Below are 19,356 nucleotides of genomic sequence, written 5' to 3'. Positions count from 1 at the left end.
GGATGCAAATATAAATCTATTTTAGCTTTTGCAAAATATAATTCAATAAAAATTTGTTCTTTGTTTTTCATTTAATGGTCTAGTAACACAAGTATTGAAATGAAGTTGTATTTTTATCGTCTTTAAGCCGAAATGAATTTAATAATAGATGTTGGGAATACACGAGTAAAGGTTGCAGTATTTAAAGCAAATAAGCTTGAGTACAAAGACATTTCTGCAAAAGAAACTTTTACTAATGCACTAGTAGCAATACGTGAGCAGTATCCAAACATTAAAAAATGTATTGTTTCCTCGGTTGGAAACCTCAATAAGAAAGATCTTCTTTTTTTAAAAGAAAGCTATTCGGTTTTAGAATTAAATCATAAAACAAAAATCCCTTTTACTAATAAATATGCCACACCTAAGACATTAGGGGTAGATAGAATTGCACTTGTGGCTTCGGCTGCAGTACAATTCCCTAAAGTTAATTGTTTACTTATAGACGCAGGGAGTTGTATTACGTACGATTTTCTTTCATCAAAAAATGAGTACTATGGCGGTGCTATTGCACCTGGTATTGGCTTACGATATAAATCGTTAGAAGCATTTACTGCAAACTTACCTTTATTAGATAAAGAAACACCAGATGGAGTTATTGGAGATAGTACCAATAATGCTATACATTCTGGAGTTATTAATGGTGTTATTTTTGAAATTGAAGGCTTTATTCGTTCATATAGAGAAAAATACGACGATTTAACAGTTATTTTAACAGGTGGAGATGCTCATTTTTTGCGAGATAGCTTAAAAAATGACATCTTTGCGAACTCAAATTTTCTGTTAGAAGGTTTACACTACATTTTAGAACATAATAAAGATTGATGTTGAAACGCATATTAGTAGGATTTTTTATACTTATTTCAAGTATTTCGGTGGCACAAGAAGGAACCACATCACCTTATTCTTTTTATGGAATAGGATCGTTAAACTTTAGAGGTACTGCAGAAAATAGAACTATGGGGGGCATAAGTGTGCACTCAGATAGTATTCATTTAAATCTTCAAAACCCCGCTGGACTTTCAGAACTACGCTTAGTTAATTATTCAATAAGTGCAAGCCACGAGAGAGATACAGAAAAAACGGACAACGAAACACAAAAGCTACAAACTACTTCATTTGATTACTTAGCAATAGGAATTCCAATAGCAAAAGGTGTTGGGGCAAGCTTTGGTGTATTACCCTACACATCTGTTGGGTATAGTATTCTAGATGAAGGTGATGATAGCACTACTCAATATAACGGTGAAGGAGGCCTTAATAGGGTTTTTCTTGCACTAGGTACTAAAATATTTAAAGGTTTCAGTATTGGTGTAGATGCAGATTATAATTTTGGAAGAATTGAAAACACCTCTGTTACAACAATTGCAGATATTGAAAGGGGAACACAAGAAACCAACAGGTCTAATGTTTCTGGATTGAGTTTAAATTTTGGGGCGCAATACAGAACTATGGTTTCAGAAAACCTTGAATTTTCAGGATCAATTACCTACACACCAGAAACTAATTTTACTTCAGAAAACTCAAGGACGATAGGAACTATATTTGTTAGTAATACAGGAAATATACCAATAGATAGTAGAGATGTGGATGTAGAAGATTCAGAATTTACTTTTCCTTCTCAATTTACTGTAGGTCTTGGAATAGGGAAACCAAAAAAATGGTTTGTTGGAGCAGAATATACAGACCAAAAAACAAGTAACTTTTCTAACCAAACATTTGAAATTGAAAATGTGACCTTTAATGATGCAGCAAAATATCGTTTAGGAGGGTTTTATATTCCTAATTACAACGCTATTGGTAACTATTGGAAAAGAGTGGTATATAGAGCAGGAGTTAGGTTTGAAGAATCTGGCTTAAACATCAACGGCGAGGATATTAATGAGTTTGGCATATCTTTTGGAGTAGGAGTGCCAGTAGGGAGAATTTTCTCAAATATTAACCTAGGGTTAGAAGTTGGAAGAAGAGGAACAAAGAATGCTGGATTGGTACAAGAGAATTTCTTTAATGCATTTTTAAGTCTGTCATTGAATGATAGATGGTTTGAAAAACGATACTATGATTAACACAATAATAAACACTAATACAATGAAAAGGAAAGCAATTTTAGTACTCGCAGTACTAGCGATGACAATTGGAAACTCAGCTTTTTCTCAAATGGCTGATGATTGTACTATCACAGGTTCTTTATTTGTAGAACCAGCCAAAGCAAAAAATTATACCGAGGCAATTAAGCATTACGATAAAGTAGTGACAGAGTGCCCAAAGTACAGCTTAGCTACATACCAATATGGAGAAAAAATGTTTAAGCATTTTATTAAAAATGGTGATAAATCAATGTTGCCCAAGTTGATTAAAAACTATGAGCTTAGACTACAACATTACCCATCTAAAACAAAAGAGGGAGATGTATTAGGAGACATTGCACAAGCAATGTATGATAATGATATGGGTACTAAAGAAGAGCAGTTTGCTGCTTTTGACAAAGCTCAAAAACAAGATCCAGAAAATTTTACAAGCCCAAAAGGTGTTTATACTTACTTTAGACTTGCAATAGAATTGCAAGAGTCTGGTAAAAAAGATTTACAAGACATCTTTGAATTAAACGATATTCTTATCGATAAGATTGAAGGGAAAGAAAATGATATGGCTGCAATCCTAAAACAATTGCTAGAAAAGCAAGAAAATGGTACTGCATTAGATAAGAAGGAAGAGAAGAAGCTAAATGCTGTTGAGAAAAACCTAGAAAGCTATGGTAAAATTAAAGGAAGTATAAACTCGTTGCTAGGAAGTTTAGCAGATTGTGACAACCTTATTCCATTATACGAAAAGCAATTTGATGAAAAGAAAGGCGACATTAACTGGTTGCGTATCGCAGCAGGTAGATTAAATGGTAAGGACTGTGAAACGCCATTATTTGTTAGATTGGTTGAGCAATTAAATGTTTTAGAGCCATCTGCTAGAACATTATTGTACTTAGGAAATATTGCACAAAAAGAAGGAAATTCTTCAAAAGCAAACGAGTACTATAACCAAGCAGTAGATTTAGAAACAAACCCAAATAAAAAAGCAGATATCTATTATAGATTAGCAGAAAGTGCACGTAAAAAAGGAAGCTTTAGTACTGCTAGAAACTTTTACAACAAAATGTTAGAAGTTAAGCCATCTGCTGGGATTGCCTATTTAAAAATAGCACAAATGATTGCTAGTAGCTCAAACAGTTGTGGAAGTACACCTTTTGAGAAAAGAGCAGTAAACTGGAAAGCAGCAAACTTTGCAGATAGAGCTGCAAGAGTAGATGCTTCACTAGCAAGTAACGCAAGAGCTGCTGCAAGTAGCTATAGACAAAGAGCACCTTCAAAGTCAGATATTTTTAATCAAGGAATGGCTGGAAAAACAGTTAGCTTTAACTGTTGGGTTGGTGGTAGCGTAAGAGTCCCTAACCTATAAGGATGAAAAACCTTTTATATATAAGTAAAAGCGTGATGACTATTTTTTTAGTCATCACGCTTTTTGCTTGTGAGGGAAATAAAAAAAATATACAGCGGCTATCTATTACAGATAATGCGCCACTTGCCGAAGGCAAAAACATTAATTTAAAATATACAGACTCGGGTAGAGTAGTATATAACTTAATCACTCCAGAGCTTAAAGACTACTCTAATTTTGAATTTGGCTATCAAGAATTCCCAAAGGGAGTTGAGGTTAGATTTTGGGACGAAGAGAATAAAAAGAGTACTATAACCTCAGATTACGCAATTAATTTCATTAATACAGAGTTAATAGATTTGCGTGAAAATGTTGTATTGAAAATGAGCGATAGCACAGTTCTTAGAGCAGAACAACTCTATTGGGACAAACGCAACCAATGGGTGTTTACTAACAAGCCGTATCAAATAAAATTTAAAAATGGCTCCTTTAATGATGGAGCTCGTTTTGATTCTAATCAAGAATTCACTAACTTTTTGTCTCGAAATAACCAAGGAGTGCAAATAATAGAACAAGAAAACAATGGGAAGTAAAATATATCGCCTTTTTGAATATGCATACATCGTTATGGCATTATTTTCGGCTTATTTAGTATATACAAACTGGGATACCAACAGAAACAGAGCTTATCTATTTGCCTTTTTTATAGTAGTAGCTCTTTTTATGTTCTTCTTTAAAAGAAACTTCCGTAAGAAATTAGAAAACCGCAACGATAAAAAATAGTATTTTTATTATGATTAAATTAGTTAATCATAATATTGGTCAATAACTTCTTAAGATTTAGGAAAGGCTACTATTATAAATTTGTTTTATAAACAATCTTGGACTTCAGTATCATAATTATAATCATAAGTTTGCTCTTCTCAGCCTTTTTTTCTGGGATGGAAATAGCGTATGTATCCTCCAATAAGATACATATTGAGATTGAGAAAAAGCAAAACGATTTTCTAGCAAAAATACTGCAACGTATTACTAAGCGTCCTTCAAAATTTATTGCCACGATGCTGGTGGGTAATAATATTGCCTTAGTTGTCTATGGTTTCTTTATGGGAGACTTATTAATGAAGTATATAGAAATAGATGGTTTTACAGGACTAGTTATTCATACAGTAATTTCTACTTTAATAATTTTATTAACTGCAGAGTTTTTACCAAAAGTTTTCTTTCAGATTTATGCTAACAACTTAGTTAAGATTTTTGCTATCCCTGCCTACTTTTTTTATGTTCTGTTTTCATTTATTTCTGAATTTGTCATCTGGATTTCAGACCTAGTACTTAAGGTGTTTTTTAAGACCGAAGGAGATGCTGTTCAACTCAGTTTCAGTAAACTAGAGTTAGGTAATTATATAAGTGAGCAAATGGACACGGTTGAAGAAACCGAAGAAATTGATAGCGAGATACAAATATTTCAAAATGCATTAGATTTTTCCGAAGTAAAATCTAGAGAAGTCATGGTGCCTCGTACCGAAGTTGTGGCTGTTGATATTTCGATAACTCCTAAAGAATTAGGCAAGATTTTTACAGAAACGGGACTTTCAAAAATAATAGTTTATAAAGAAAATATAGACGATATCTTGGGGTATGTGCACTCTTTTGAGCTGTTTAAAAAACCAGCTAGCGTAAAAAAAGTGCTAATGCCGGTTGTATTTGTTCCAGAAACTATGTTAGCAAAAGACGTACTTAACATTCTTATAAAAAAACGAAAGAGCATAGCAGTAGTGATAGACGAATACGGAGGGACTTCGGGTATTATGACTGTAGAAGATATTATTGAAGAACTTTTTGGTGAAATTGAAGATGAACACGATTCTCCAGACTTAATAGAAGAGCAACTAGGAGAAGATGAATTTAAATTTTCGGCTAGGCACGAAGTAGATTATCTTAATGAAACCTACAAATTAGACCTTCCAGAAAGTGAAAATTATGAAACACTAGGAGGGCTTATAGTTAATAAAACTGAAGGAATTCCAAACCCTGAAGAGCTTATAGAAATAGATAACTTTATTATAAAAATACTAGAAGTTTCTAATACCAAAATAGAACTAGTATTGCTCTCATTAACTCCTAAAGACTAGATTTATACAAATAGCTTAAATTTTTTTAAATCCCTCTTTCATTAATGAAGGGAAAATGGTATTTTCGCCCACTAATAATTTTTGAAAGAAAGATGGCAGTATTAAACAATATTAGAAAGAGAAGTGTATTTCTTATAGCAATTATTGCTTTGGCATTATTTGCTTTCGTAGTTTCAGATGTAATACGAAATGGAGGCTTCTCTACAAACAAAGCACAAGAAACAGTTGCAACCATTAATGGGGAAGATGTTTCTCGTCTAGATTTTAGTAAAAAAGTAGATGCATATGAGCGTCAAGTTGGGCCTAATATTTCTTCTTCACAGGCAATGACTACAATCTGGAATCAGGAAGTAAGAAGTACTTTATTAAAGCAACAATACGAGTCTTTAGGTCTAACAGTTAGTGAAGACCAATTAATGGATAATTTTAGCACAAATCTTGCTAATAACCCAACATTTCAAGACGAGTCAGGTTTATTTAGTGAAGCTAGATTACAAGAGTATATTTCGAGTATTAAGGCAAACCCACAACAATATGAGCAATGGTTAGACTATGTAAATAGTACTAAAAGAAACATTCTTGAAACTACATACCTAAACATGGTAAAAGGAGGGTTAGTTTCTACCCTTGCTGAAGGAGAACAAGAGTACCGTTTTGAAAATGATAAAGTAAATATCGAGTATGTGTACGTTCCTTATAGTTCTGTTCCAGATGCAGATGTTGCTGTAACAGATGCTGAGATTAAGGATTACATTACAAAACACCCTAAAGAATATGAAGTTGATGCACAGGTAGATATACAATATGTTTCTTTTTCTGAAGCTCCATCACCAGATGACATTGATAACGCTAGAGAAGAAATAAACTCATTATTAACCGATTTTAATGATAACGGAGAAACTGTAAAAGGTTTTACTACGACGGAGGATGTTTCAGACTTTATTAATAAGTACTCAGATGATGATTATGCTGGAAACTGGATGTATGAAAAAGACGTTCCTGCTGCAATAAAAGATACAATTTTCAAGATGCCTGTAGGAGCTACATATGGTGCTTACAAAGTAGATAACACTTACAATGTATCAAAATTAGTTGCTGCAAGACAATTGCCAGATTCTGTAAAGTCAAGACACATCTTAATTCCAATAGGGTTTAATAAAACCGATAGTATTACAAGAACAGACGAGCAAGCTAAACAAACAGCAGATAGTGTTTTACGAGTAGTAAGAGCTAATAAATCTAAGTTTCCAGACTTAGTAAACAGTATGTCTAGTGATGATTTTAGTCATAAAGATGGAGGACGTTATGACTGGTACCCATACCAAGCGATGGTACAAGAATTTAGAGACTTCACTTTTGAGGGCAATGTGGGTGATATGGAGGTTGTGAAGACAAACTTTGGTTATCACATCATTGAGATTGAAGGTCAAAAAAATGTACAGCCTGTTGTTAAAGTTGCTACACTAGTTAAAGATATTGAAGCTTCAGAAGAGACATTAAACGAAGTTTTCTCACAAGCAGCTAATTTTGAAGTAGCGGCTAGAGAAGGTGATATTGAAGCTGTTGCTAAAGATCAAAACTTATCTCTTAAACCAGTTAATAAAATAGGTGAATTAGATGAAAACATACCAGGTATTGGCGCAAACAGAAGCATTGTTACTTGGGCTTATAATGAAGAAACTTCAATTGGAGATGTAAGCAAGTTTAAAGTAAATGATGGTTATGTAATTGCTCAATTAACACGTAGAGCTAAAAAAGGATTAATGAGTCCATCTGAAGCATCTGCAACTATATCACCTATCTTAAGAAAGCAAAAGAAGGCAGAGCAAATAAAAGCTTCAGTTTCTGGAACAACACTTCAAGAAGTTGCTACAAGCAAGGGGGTAAGCGTACAAAGTGCTACCGCTATTACAATGGCGGCACCTACTATCCCAGGAGCAGGAGCAGAGCCTAAAGTAATTGGAGCAGCATTTGGAGTAGGAACAAATGGTGAGACGGGATTAATAGAGGGTAATAATGGTGTATTTAAAGTAAGAGTGCTTTCGGTAAATGCAGCACCAGAACTTGATAACTATTCTTCTTTTGCAAATCAATTAAACAGTAAGATTGTACCTCAAATAAATAATAAAGTAAACACAGCACTTAAAAATGCTGCTGATATTGAAGACAACAGAGCTTCAATTTACTAAAAGTATTTAGAGATAAAGCTTATATATAAAGCCTTTCAGAAATGAGAGGCTTTTTTAATTTATTATCATTTCAGAGAAAGGTATAATTGTTTTATATCCTTTATTTTTAAAATAGTCTTGGTTTTTCTTATCTCCAACAACCAACACAAAATCTCCACCCCAAGCGCCCAAACTTTTTATAATGTGTGGATAGTCGCTAAATAGTTTTTCTTTAATTTTAGCTTGCTTAATAGTTTTTGAAATAAGTAACTCATGCGCTGTAATGATTTTTTCAAAAGAAGGTAAGTCGTAGCAAAGCAATAGTTTATTTGTAAGGTCTGTTACCTTCTCAATAGTCTTTGGGTCTATATTTTGTGACTTGTAGTGTGCAATTCCCTCTTTACTATCTTGCTTTTTATTAAGATACACAAAAAATAAGTTGTTAGTAAACTCCCATGGTAAGTGTGCTTTTTTAGCTCTTGGTGTGCGTTTATTATTATATAAAACAGGGTAATCGTGCTGTGCAGTTGCAATATCATAACCGCTCCCACCAAAGCTTTTTTCTAATAACTCGTAGGCATCTACCTTTGCCCATTGGGCAATATTATTAAGCAGTGTAGAAGAGGTGCCAAGCCCCCAATTTCTTGGAAAGTCTAGTTTTGTTTCAACTGTAAAGCCATGTGATTCTGAAAGAAAACGTTGATTTAGCTTTTTTGCTTCATGTAAGATTTTTTGAAGTGTTTCGGAAAAAAGATTTGTTTGGCTTGAGTATTCTAGGTTTTCTATTACAAATGCTTCTTCATACCAAACCTTATTTTCATTGGTTAAACTTTTCCAATGAATGTTCTTATCATTAGTATGAGTGATTGTAAGTGATTGGCCAAATTTTGTTGGAATAGCTAATGCTGTAGCGCCATCAAGGACTACATATTCTCCAGTTAGAAGTAATTTTCCATTACTGTAAAAAGTTTGCTTCAAGAGTTTCTAATGTTTTCTAGATAATTTACTACAGCTGTGTGAGATACTGTTGTATCCTTAAAATGTTGTACAGTCTTTCTTTTTTCTTCTTCTGTAGCACCTAATTGATTTAAAATATTCATTAAATGCATCTTCATATGTCCTTTTTGAATCCCCGTGGTAACTAAGGATCTAATGGCAGCAAAATTTTGTGCTAATCCAGCAACCGCTACTAATTGCATTAACTGTTTAGCATTAGGTTTTTGTAAAATTTCGAATGCCAATTTTACTAGCGGGTGTAATGAAGTTAGTCCTCCTACTGTCCCCAAAGCAAGTGGTATTTCTATCCAGAAATTAAAAGTCTCATCTTCAATTGTGGCATGTGTTAGGCTGCTATAATAGCCATTTTTTGCTGCGTATGCATGTACACCTGCTTCAACTGCTCTAAAATCGTTTCCTGTTGCTAAAATAACTGCGTCAATACCATTCATGATTCCTTTATTGTGGGTTACAGCTCTTCTAGTTTCAGACTTTGCAATATTAACGGCTCGAACAAATTTTTCAGCAAAGGTCTTCCCGTCTATTTTTCCTTGAGAAAGTTGTGTCACAGGACAACTAACTTTTGCTCTCACCAAGCATTCTGGAACATAGTTTGACAAAATGCTCATTACAACTTCTGGATACACTTCATATTTAAATTCACTATGCTTTCTAGCTTCTGTCTCAAAAGTTTTAGCAATTGTCTCTAAGCAACTATTTATAAAATTTGCACCCATTGCGTCTAAAGTCTCAAAGGTGCAATGGAGTTGGTAATAACCCTCAAGTGTTTGCGAAGCATCTAATAGTTCAATGTCTAACAAACCACCGCCACGCTTTTTCATGTTTTCGGCTATATTATCTACAGCATGAATAAGAAGTGGTTTTATTTCATTAAAGAAGTTTTTTAGACTTTTAGTATCGCCATAGTAATTAATATGTATTTGTCCATTTTTTTGGGTTGAAATCACTTCAGCAGAAAACCCTCCTTTGTCTAACCAAAATTTTGCTGCGTTACTAGCTGCAGCAACAACGGAACTCTCCTCTATTACCATTGGTATTGCATAAAGTGTGTTGTTGATTAAAAAATTAGGAGCAATACTAAAAGGAAGGTAATAATTTGATAGGGTATTCTCTATAAAATCATCATGCAGTTTTTGTAATTCTGAATCTGCATTCCAATATTTCTTTAGAGTATTTTTAGCTTCAGGAAGATGTGATAGATAATTGCTTAGTAGCCAATCTATTTTCTCTTCTTTGTTCTTTTTTGAAAATCCACTAACGGGTTTAGGCATAGTTATAAAGATATCTTACAAATATAAAGTTTACTGCGTTTATATTTAAATAATAATATGTGATAACCATTGCATATTCTAGGTTATAGGAGAAAAAAAACAAAAAAATAGTAGTGTATTTAACATAAAATCTGGTGCATTTTGGCGAATTTTTAGTAAACTTGGCGTAACAAAATTTTAACACTTTGAATACACTAGTTCTTAAACGCATTTTTGTGCTATTTATCCTTGGGATAACTTCACTTTCGGCACAACAAAAAGACATTACTTTAGAAGAAATTTGGGGAGGAGAATTCAGAACACAAGGTCTGGATGTATTGCGGTCTCTTGATAACGGAAAAGAATATTCTGTTTTAAATTATGACCGCTCTGCTAAAGCATCTACTATAGATGTCTATGATTATAGAAGCGGTAGTAAAGTTAAAACATTGCTCTCTAGTAAAGACTTAGATGGAATAGATTATATAATCTCTTATGAGTTTAGTGATGATGAATCTAAATTATTATTAGCAACACAGCTTAAGCAGGTATATCGTCGTTCTTCATTAGGAACATTTTATGTTTACGATTTAGAGTCTAAGTCACTTACATTAGTTTCAGAAAATAAGATACAAGAGCCTACATTTTCAAATGATGGAAGTAAAATAGCATACGGTTATGAGAATAACTTGTATGTAAAAGATTTACAATCTGGTGCCACAAAACAAATTACTACAGATGGTAAAAAGAATAGTATCATTAATGGTATTACAGATTGGGTATATGAAGAAGAATTTGCTTTTGTTCGTGCTTTTGATTGGAGTAAAAACGGAGACCGTATTGCTTACATTAGATTTGATGAAACAGAAGTCCCAGAATTTTCTATGGATATTTATGGGAAAGAATTATACCAAACACAGCAGGTGTTTAAGTATCCTAAAGCTGGAGAAGCAAATGCGAAGGTATCACTACACATTTACAACTTAGCTTCTGGTAACACAAGTAATGTAGACCTTTCTCAATACAATAGCTACTACATCCCTAGAATTGAATGGACAAAAGATAACAACGTTTTAAGCGCACAACTTACAAATAGAAAGCAAAACACAGTAGACTTAGTATTTATTGATGCTGCAGCAAATTCATCTAGACTAGTACTTCAAGAAAAAGACAAAGCGTATGTTGATATAACAGACAATCTTACTTTTTTAAATGACAATAGCTTTATTTGGACGAGTGAGAAAAGTGGTTGGAACCATATTTATCACTATGGAAAGGATGGAAAATTAATTAACCAAATTACGGGCGGAGATTGGGAAGTGACTAATTACTATGGCTTTGACCAAAATACAGGACGCATTTTTTATCAAAGTACGGAGAATGGTAGTATTAATAGAGATGTTTACTCTGTATTACGTTCAGGAAAAAACAAAGTACGTTTAAGTGATAAAACAGGAACTAATAGTGCTTCATTTAGTGCAGATTTTTCAGTTTATATCAATACCTTTCATAATACTGAAACACCCTATACCTTTACATTACATGAATCTAAAAAAGGAGAAAAGTTAAGAGACATAAAAGACAATAGTGGTTTAAAGGAAAAACTAGAAGGGTATACTATGTCACCAAAAGAGTTTTCAACTATTACTATTAATGGAAACGATTTAAATATGTACACCATTAAACCAAAGGATTTTGACCCTAACAAAAAGTACCCTTTGTTTATGTATCAATATTCTGGACCTGGTTCTCAAAATGTAGCAAATAGATGGAATGGTACTAATGATTATTGGCACCAGATGTTAGCACAAGAGGGCTATATTGTTGTTTGTGTAGATGGTCGTGGAACTGGTTTAAAAGGAAGAGACTTTAAAAAAGTAACACAATTAGAATTAGGGAAGTATGAAGTTGAAGACCAAATCGCTGCTGCTAAAAAATTAGGCAATTTACCTTATATCGATGAAGACAGAATTGGTATTTGGGGGTGGAGTTATGGAGGTTTTATGTCCTCTAACGCATTATTTCAAGGAGCAGATACTTTTTCTATGGCAATTGCTGTTGCTCCTGTGAGTAGTTGGAGGTTTTACGATACTGTTTACACAGAACGTTATATGACTACGCCACAAGAAAATCCGTCTGGTTATGATAGTAATTCACCTATCTCTCACGTAGATAAATTAAAAGGAGACTTTTTATTAGTACATGGTAGCGCAGACGATAATGTACATGCACAAAACACTATGCGTCTTGTAGAAGCATTGGTGCAAGCAAACAAAGATTTTGATTGGGCAGTATATCCTGACAAAAACCATGGGATTTATGGCGGCAATACACGCTTACATTTATACCGAAAAATGACAAAATTTGTTAAGGAATCTCTAGGAGAACCTAAAGAAACCCTACAAATGATTAAAAACTAAAACAACTTTATTAACTAATATTAGATTTTATGGAATTTAAATTTGGAGGTTCTGAAACGAACCAAAAAACAGTATTAGGACATCCATCTGGACTGTTTGTACTTTTCTTTACTGAAATGTGGGAGCGTTTTTCGTACTACGGAATGCGTGCCTTATTAGTGCTATTTCTCGTTGCATCTATACTTGATGAAGGATGGGGTTGGGAACGAGCTGATGCCTTAGTTTTATATGCTTGGTATACAGGTCTTGTTTATGTAACTCCAATTTTTGGAGGTTTAATTGCAGATAAAATAACGGGATATAGAAAAGCTGTAGTACTTGGAGCCTTATTAATGACTCTAGGTCACGCATCTATGGCACTAGAAGTAACTGCAGACATGTTTTTCTTCATAGGTCTAGGTTTGCTAATTATTGGAAATGGTTTATTTAAGCCGAATATTTCTTCTATAGTGGGTCAACTATACAAAACACAAGGAAAAGAAAAAGATGCAGGATATACTATTTTCTATATGGGTATTAACGCAGGTGCATTCTTAGGAATTTTATTATGCGGGTATATAGGAGAATCTGTTGGATGGCATTGGGGCTTTGGTCTAGCTGGTATCTTTATGTTTTTTGGAATGTTACAGTTTTACTATGCTCAAAAGATATTTGGAAATATAGGTTTATCTCCTAAGGATTCTGAAGATTTAGACGATGCAATAGAAGATTCTGTTGAGGATACCAAAGAGGCAATAGAGGATGTAATGGACGATGCTAAGAAATCTAAAGTAACTAGAGATAGATTAATAGTAATTGGAGTTTTTGCATTTTTTACAATTTTCTTCTGGTGGGCATTTGAACAAGCTGGTGGTTCTATGACAATTTTTGCCGCAGATTATACTGATAGAGTATTAGAAGGAAGTGGAGCTTTAACTTTTAAAATATTTAATACCCTACTCACCATAGTACCTATGATAATTATAACATGGGTATTAGCTATGTTATTTAAACAAACATTTGCTAAGTATGCATTATCAAATTTTTTCTTAGGAACCAGTTTTGTAATTATTTGGGCAATTGTAATTTGGATGCTTTATAGAGAGTTTTCTGTTGAAGTAGCAGAAGTAAAAGCTTCTTGGTTTGGTATTCTAAACTCCTTCTTTATTATTGCATTTGCTCCTTTATTCTCTAAAATATGGCAAAGCAAATTAAATCCGTCAGGACCTGTAAAATTTGCTATTGGACTAATACTACTTGGTCTAGGATTTGGAATTTTAGCGTATGGTTCTATGGGTATTCCATTAGGTGCAAAAACGGCAGCAGTAAGTATGATGTTTTTAGTATTTGCTTACCTGTTCCATACTTTAGGAGAACTATGTGTGTCTCCTGTTGGGCTGTCTTATGTTAGTAAATTAGCTCCTCTAAAACTTGTAGGATTAATGTTTGGAGTATGGTTTGTGGCAAACTTCATTGCAAACTTTGCTGCAGGTATAACAGGTAGTTATATTGACCCAATTGTTGAGGATTATGGGATGAGTACATTTTTCTTAATATTTACTCTAATTCCAGTAGGTGCCGGTGTAGTTATGTTGCTAATTAGTAAAAAGTTAGTATCTATGATGCACGGAATCCGTTAATTCATTTAAATAATACAATACACAACTTAAAAAAACGTTCCATTTTGTGGAACGTTTTTTGTTGCAATACAAGTGATTATGAAACATATTTTACTATTACTGTCCTTTGTTTTTTGTGTTACTATTTCTGCACAAGAAATACAATGGATGTCTATGGACGAGGCTATACAGGCACAACAAAAAAAACCTAAAAAGATATTTGTAGATATGTACACCGTTTGGTGTGGACCTTGTAAGCTGTATGATAAGAGAACCTTCAGCAATAAAGATGTTGCAGCATATATTAATAAAAACTTTTATCCCGTAAAGTTTAATGCAGAAGGCAATGAAACAGTTACTCTGAGTTCTCAGACATTTACAAATCCTAATTATCAACCCGCAAGAGCTTTTGGGAGAAACTCAAGACATCAATTTGCGAGGTACATGAATGTGTCTGCCTATCCTACTGTTTTGTTTATAGATAGCGATGGTTCATTAATTACGGCTTTAAAAGGATACAGAAGCCCTAAGCAATTAGAACCTTTTTTAAAGCTTTATGGAACAGACCTATGGAAAACTGTAAACACACAAGAAAAATTTGACCAATACTATTCAAGTTTTGAATATGAGTTTAAAACCGAATAGAAAATTTATATAATGAAGTTATTTTTTACCTTTTTACTAGTAAGTTGTGCCACCCTTGTATCTGCACAAAAAATAAACTGGATGACGATGAATGAAGCACTAACTGCACAAGCCGAAAATCCTAAGAAGATTTTTATGGATGTCTATACCACTTGGTGTGGCCCTTGTAAGTTGCTGGACAAAAATACATTTAGTGATAAAAAAGTTATTAAATTCATTAACGAAAATTACTATGCCGTTAAGTTTAATGGAGAAGGAAATGAAGAAATAACATATCAAGACTTTACCTATCGTAACCCTAGATATCAACCCGATAGAAAAGGAAGAAATACCACACACTATTTTGCAGATGCTCTGCGTTTAAGTGGCTATCCAAGTCTTGTGTTTTTTGAAGAAGACGGAAAGCTAATTCAAGCAATTCCTGGTTACAAAACACCTAAGCAATTAGAAATTTATTTAAAAATGATTGCCAATGATGATTATAAAAAGTTAACAACGGCAGAAGCTTGGCAAAAATATCAAGATAATTTTAAAAGCACGTTTTAAAAAAGAAAGAGTAGTTTTTAAGTGTTATGCTACTCAATAATGAAAGCTCCCTTTGTGCCTGTATGGTGAAAAGGGAGTTTTCTTTTATCACATGTAGCCTTCCAACGACTTATACTGCTCTTGTAATTACTCCCATCTGCAATCACTCTTGAAGGTTGCAGACTATCAAGTATTCTGTCTAAATGCATTTTTGGGCTTTCGGTTAAAATCACAATGTCAATACTTAATTTTTTAGGATATACAGCTAAGCTATCTATTACGAGTATCTTTTTGCTCTTATAAATAAAATAGTTAGGAAGTATTTCTTCTGAATAGGTTTTAATATGTTGTGCGACTCTATACGATTGAATAGGAAATTTATCTTTATAACTAGTAGTGTCAGTTTTAAATAGCCTTAATTCTGAAGCATTTTTTACACCTATAATAGTGTGTGCTGTTTTATTAAAAATCACTAACTCACTTCCAGAGGTTCTGTAAACATCCCAAATAAAAACACCAATTAAAAAGCAAAAGGAGCATAGCGAAGCTATTAATTTTTTATAAGAATATTTTTTCCAAAGCAAAAGTATACAGGCTATTAGTACATAAGAGAGTAGTAGTGTATAAATTGAAAATGAGATGTCTTTAACTATAAAAACGTCTTGCTGCGCTACCCAACGAATAAAATTATTCAAGGCTTCAATTACATAACTGTATCCAATAGCCAGCCAACCTGGTAGGGCTTCTAATGCTGCTAAAACTACTACCAAAAGCCCAAATCCCAAAGCAATACCCAAAAAGGGTAACACAACAAGATTTGTAATAAAAAATAACCCGGGGAATTGATGAAAATAATAGATGCTTAAAGGTAGCAAGCCAATTTGGGCGGCAACGGTAACAGTTAATATATCCCACCCCTTTCTTAAAATGTAATTTTTAGGTTTAAAATAGCTTGACAACTTAGGTTGAATTAAAATAATAGATAATACAGCCAAGTAGCTTAATTGAAACCCAACATGAAACAGCCATTTCGGAAAAATAAGTAGTAAAATAAAATATGAGGAAAATAATGTATTTACTGTACTAGTTGGTCTATTTAAGAGTTTTGCTAATCCAAAAAATGAAAACATTGTTACTGCTCTTGTGACCGATGGTGACATCCCAGTTAAAAGTGCAAACCCCCAAAGTAAAATAATAACTATAATTGGCTGAATATAATTGCCATGTTTTATAACTTTAATTGGACGAAGAATAAATGAAAACAGGAAATATAAAATCCCTACATGCAAACCAGATACTGCCAATATGTGTATGGCTCCAGCTGCTGCATAATCGCGGTATAAATCCCTATCAATATCTCTTTTTTGACCCAATACTAGTGCTTGGATAACACTTCGTTCATCTACTGATATTGGAGCATTATTAAGCTTTTCTATTAAATGATTTCGTATTCCGTCTGCAATACCTCTTAAGGTTTGTTGGCCATTAGATTTATATACTATTTCTTCTTTGTTAACCCTTATTTGCTCATATACGTTTAGATTTTTCATGTATTTAGCATAGTCAAATTGATGAGGGTTTAAAGGACTTTGTATTGGCTTAATTTCAGTTTTAACTAGAATTACATCATCAATTCCTAAGCGGGTTTTTATACTATCTTTTCTAATTGAAACTAGGATTTTACCTTTAGACTTATTTTCATTTATGGCAACTACTTCACCAATATATTTTGTGTTATAGATGTCCGGTTTTAAAATTTCAGTAATTTTTATTTGAAGATGAGATGCTTCAGAAGTACTGGTGTTTATATAATGATTATCAAGATGATGAGGCAATCTCAATTGATAATTTGTAATTCCGATGGAGAAAAAAATGCCATAAACAGCAACAGTAAAGAGAATGGAGGGTTGTAGTTTTTTGTTGGAAATATACCCAGTAACACAAAGAAAAAGTATAGCTATGATTACTAAAGCCCCTAGCCCTAGAATGGAAAGATTAGTAAAATAAGCTACTACAATACCAAGGGTAAGTGCAATAGAAAAGTGTAGTATTACGTGATTTAAAAACTTCATCTTTAGATATACTCGGGGTATCTAAGATGGAGAATTCGGTGTTACAATTTAATAAATTTTAGATAATACGTCTTATTTCGACGAAAGCGTTTTTCCAGTACTTTTCATCTAAAGATGAAATTATAACACCTCTAGAAGTGGTTGCATGAATAAATTGAATCCCGTTTTTAGTTTCAACAACAAGCCCTACATGGTTTATTACTTTTCGGTTTTTATTGGTTTGAAAAAAAACTAAATCCCCCTTTGTAGCTTCTCTAAGCTTAATTTGTTTCCCTTTTTTTGCCATATCTCTAGAAACTCTAGGTAACAAGACACTTTCTTCTTTAAAGGCTGTATAGACAAGACCGCTACAATCCATCCCTTTGCTTGTAGTACCGCCAAATTTATACCGAGTACCTTTATAGGATATAGCGTGATCTATCACACTTTCTAGAGTGCTCTTATTGGATGATTTTGTGATTTTTGTGGTTACAGGATATTTTTTGGCAACTACTTTTTTCTTACTTCCACAAGAAGTTAAAAGGAGCCCGAGAAAAATAAGTAGGAATGTTTTTTTCATCATCACTAAAGTAGAAATAAAATTCTTATTTTTAAATTAAGTACATTACATTCTGTGTAAGTATAAATGTTTGTTCTAAAAGCGCAGCGGTCTAAAATCTCTATTGTATTTCTTCAATAATCAATCTCGCTGTTTTATCACTCGCGCCTTTTCCACCTAGTTTTTTCTCTAATTCATAGTAGTCCAAAAACAACCTAGCTCTATTATAGTCATCAAGAATTTTGGTAAGTTCTTCTTTAAGTCTTTTGCTTGTAAAATCGGTTTGTATTAATTCGGTTACTACTTCTTTATCTAGAATAAGATTAACGAGAGAGATGTATTTTAAATTAATTACTCGTTTGGCTATTTCGTAAGAGATTCTGCTACCTTTATAACAAACCACTTGTGGTACTTTAAACAAAGCGGTCTCTAAAGTGGCTGTTCCAGAAGTTACCAAAGCAGCATTAGAAATACTTAATAAATCATAGGTTTTATTTGCAATTAGGCGTATGTTCTTGTTCTGTAAAAAGGGCTGGTAAAAAGAGTCTTCTTGACTTGGTGCGCCTGCAATTACAAATTGATATTCTTTAAAATCGTTAGTGATAGATAGCATCACACTTAACATCTTCTTTATTTCCTGCTTCCTACTTCCTGGAAGTAGAGCAATAATAGGACGATCATCAAGATTGTGTTCTTTTTTAAATGTAAGGGGGTTTACTTGAGGTCTATTTGCAATAGCATCAATAAGTGGATGACCTACAAAATGAACAGGGAAATTGTGCTTTTCTTCATAGAATTCTTTTTCAAAAGGAAGTATCACATAGAGTTGGTCAACATCTCTTTTTATGTCTTTAATACGTCCTTCTTTCCAAGCCCAAATTTGCGGAGAGATATAATAGTGATTTTTATACTTTTTCTTCCTTGCCCATTTTGCAATACGAAGATTAAACCCAGGGTAGTCAATATAAATTATAACATCTGGATTAAAAGCTTCAATGTCTTTTTTACAAAAAGAGATATTTTTAAGGATGGTAAAGAGGTTAAATACTACTTCAATAAAGCCCATAAAAGCTAAATCTCTGTAATGTTTCACAAGTGTGCCACCTGCTTCTTCCATTAAATCACCTCCCCAGCATCTAAATGTAGCCTTGTCATCTTGCTTGCGCAAACTGTTAATGAGATTAGCGCCATGCAAATCTCCAGAAGCTTCTCCAGCAATGATGTAGTATTTCATATCAGAAAAAATAAATTAAATAGGTGGTTATTGCTGCTAAAAATGTAGCTAATAATACTCCGCGAGCTCTATACTCTCTATTTATCCTTAAAAACCCAAAAAAAGCTGCCAAGTTAGGAAGCGCTCCAAGGCTTATAATCATCCATAAATTACTAGACTCAAGATACATTCTAAAGGTATTTTCAAATCCTGTATTTTTTATAGTTGAAATAATAAATACTGTAAGTACTATTCCTACAACATTGCAGATCAAGCCAACTAAAAAACCTTTGCCAATTTCTTTTTTCAT

General features: G+C 33.2%; 17 protein-coding genes. 11 read left to right on the top strand and 6 right to left on the bottom strand.

The annotated features are described in order from the left end of the window. Window positions 1-132 precede the first annotated feature (132 nt). The 7 genes from RM538_RS09680 (at window position 133) to RM538_RS09650 (ending at window position 7,789) form a co-directional block, all read left to right on the top strand. Window positions 133-861 (top strand): type III pantothenate kinase, encoded by a 729-nt coding sequence (locus tag RM538_RS09680; protein ID WP_311333227.1) that lies wholly within the window; start codon window positions 133-135, stop codon window positions 859-861. Then, window positions 861-2,102, top strand: coding sequence for a BamG family beta-barrel-assembly machinery protein (gene bamG, locus RM538_RS09675; protein ID WP_311333226.1), 1,242 nt, complete (start codon window positions 861-863; stop codon window positions 2,100-2,102). The genes RM538_RS09680 and bamG overlap by 1 nt, the downstream gene beginning before the upstream one ends. A 22-nt stretch (window positions 2,103-2,124) precedes the next feature. Beyond that, window positions 2,125-3,486, top strand: coding sequence for a tetratricopeptide repeat protein (locus RM538_RS09670; protein WP_311333225.1), 1,362 nt, complete (start codon window positions 2,125-2,127; stop codon window positions 3,484-3,486). A 2-nt stretch (window positions 3,487-3,488) separates the two neighbouring features. Beyond that, a complete protein-coding gene (gene lptC / locus RM538_RS09665; RefSeq protein WP_311333224.1) occupies window positions 3,489-4,058 on the top strand; it encodes an LPS export ABC transporter periplasmic protein LptC in 570 nt (189 codons plus the stop codon). Then, window positions 4,048-4,248: a hypothetical protein gene (locus RM538_RS09660; protein ID WP_311333223.1), complete on the top strand. Its 201-nt coding sequence runs from the start codon at window positions 4,048-4,050 to the stop codon at window positions 4,246-4,248. Before lptC ends, RM538_RS09660 begins: the two co-directional genes overlap by 11 nt. Before the next feature lie 158 nt (window positions 4,249-4,406). Beyond that, on the top strand, window positions 4,407-5,600 hold the full coding sequence (locus tag RM538_RS09655) for a hemolysin family protein (protein WP_432279805.1): 1,194 nt from the start codon (window positions 4,407-4,409) through the stop codon (window positions 5,598-5,600). A gap of 92 nt (window positions 5,601-5,692) precedes the next feature. Continuing rightward, entirely contained in the window at window positions 5,693-7,789 is a 2,097-nt protein-coding gene (locus RM538_RS09650) for a peptidylprolyl isomerase (RefSeq protein ID WP_311333221.1), read from the top strand. Between the two features lie 54 nt (window positions 7,790-7,843). Here RM538_RS09650 and RM538_RS09645 read toward each other — a convergent pair whose 3' ends face one another. Beyond that, complete coding sequence (locus RM538_RS09645; protein WP_311333220.1) at window positions 7,844-8,746, bottom strand: GYDIA family GHMP kinase; 903 nt, start codon at window positions 8,744-8,746, stop codon at window positions 7,844-7,846. Further along, window positions 8,743-10,056 (bottom strand): hydroxymethylglutaryl-CoA reductase, degradative, encoded by a 1,314-nt coding sequence (locus tag RM538_RS09640; protein WP_311333219.1) that lies wholly within the window; start codon window positions 10,054-10,056, stop codon window positions 8,743-8,745. The genes RM538_RS09645 and RM538_RS09640 overlap by 4 nt, the downstream gene beginning before the upstream one ends. 185 nt (window positions 10,057-10,241) lie before the next feature. On the opposite strand from RM538_RS09640, the gene RM538_RS09635 reads away from it, so the two are divergent. The 4 genes from RM538_RS09635 (at window position 10,242) to RM538_RS09620 (ending at window position 15,244) form a co-directional block, all read left to right on the top strand. Further along, a complete protein-coding gene (locus tag RM538_RS09635; RefSeq protein ID WP_311333218.1) occupies window positions 10,242-12,455 on the top strand; it encodes a S9 family peptidase in 2,214 nt (737 codons plus the stop codon). A 29-nt stretch (window positions 12,456-12,484) separates the two neighbouring features. Next, window positions 12,485-14,074, top strand: a complete 1,590-nt coding sequence (locus tag RM538_RS09630; protein WP_311333217.1) for a peptide MFS transporter — start codon at window positions 12,485-12,487, stop codon at window positions 14,072-14,074. Between the two features lie 78 nt (window positions 14,075-14,152). Next, a complete protein-coding gene (locus RM538_RS09625; RefSeq protein ID WP_311333216.1) occupies window positions 14,153-14,698 on the top strand; it encodes a thioredoxin family protein in 546 nt (181 codons plus the stop codon). 12 nt (window positions 14,699-14,710) lie between these two features. Continuing rightward, on the top strand, window positions 14,711-15,244 hold the full coding sequence (locus tag RM538_RS09620) for a thioredoxin family protein (RefSeq protein ID WP_311333215.1): 534 nt from the start codon (window positions 14,711-14,713) through the stop codon (window positions 15,242-15,244). A gap of 29 nt (window positions 15,245-15,273) precedes the next feature. Here the strand turns inward: RM538_RS09620 and RM538_RS09615 are convergent, their stop codons facing one another. The 4 genes from RM538_RS09615 to RM538_RS09600 form a co-directional block, all read right to left on the bottom strand. Continuing rightward, complete coding sequence (locus RM538_RS09615) at window positions 15,274-17,295, bottom strand: ComEC/Rec2 family competence protein (protein WP_311333214.1); 2,022 nt, start codon at window positions 17,293-17,295, stop codon at window positions 15,274-15,276. A gap of 58 nt (window positions 17,296-17,353) precedes the next feature. Further along, entirely contained in the window at window positions 17,354-17,854 is a 501-nt protein-coding gene (locus RM538_RS09610; RefSeq protein WP_311333213.1) for a C40 family peptidase, read from the bottom strand. A gap of 100 nt (window positions 17,855-17,954) precedes the next feature. Continuing rightward, window positions 17,955-19,067, bottom strand: a complete 1,113-nt coding sequence (gene lpxB / locus RM538_RS09605) for a lipid-A-disaccharide synthase (RefSeq protein ID WP_311333212.1) — start codon at window positions 19,065-19,067, stop codon at window positions 17,955-17,957. A gap of 1 nt (window position 19,068) precedes the next feature. Beyond that, entirely contained in the window at window positions 19,069-19,356 is a 288-nt protein-coding gene (locus RM538_RS09600) for a hypothetical protein (RefSeq protein WP_311333211.1), read from the bottom strand.

The sequence above is a fragment of the Patiriisocius hiemis genome, from assembly GCF_031846325.1.
Taxonomy (GTDB): Bacteria; Bacteroidota; Bacteroidia; order Flavobacteriales; family Flavobacteriaceae; genus Patiriisocius_A; species Patiriisocius_A hiemis.
The sequence above is the reverse complement of the archived record's forward strand: the minus strand, read 5'-3'. Positions and strand labels throughout refer to the sequence as shown.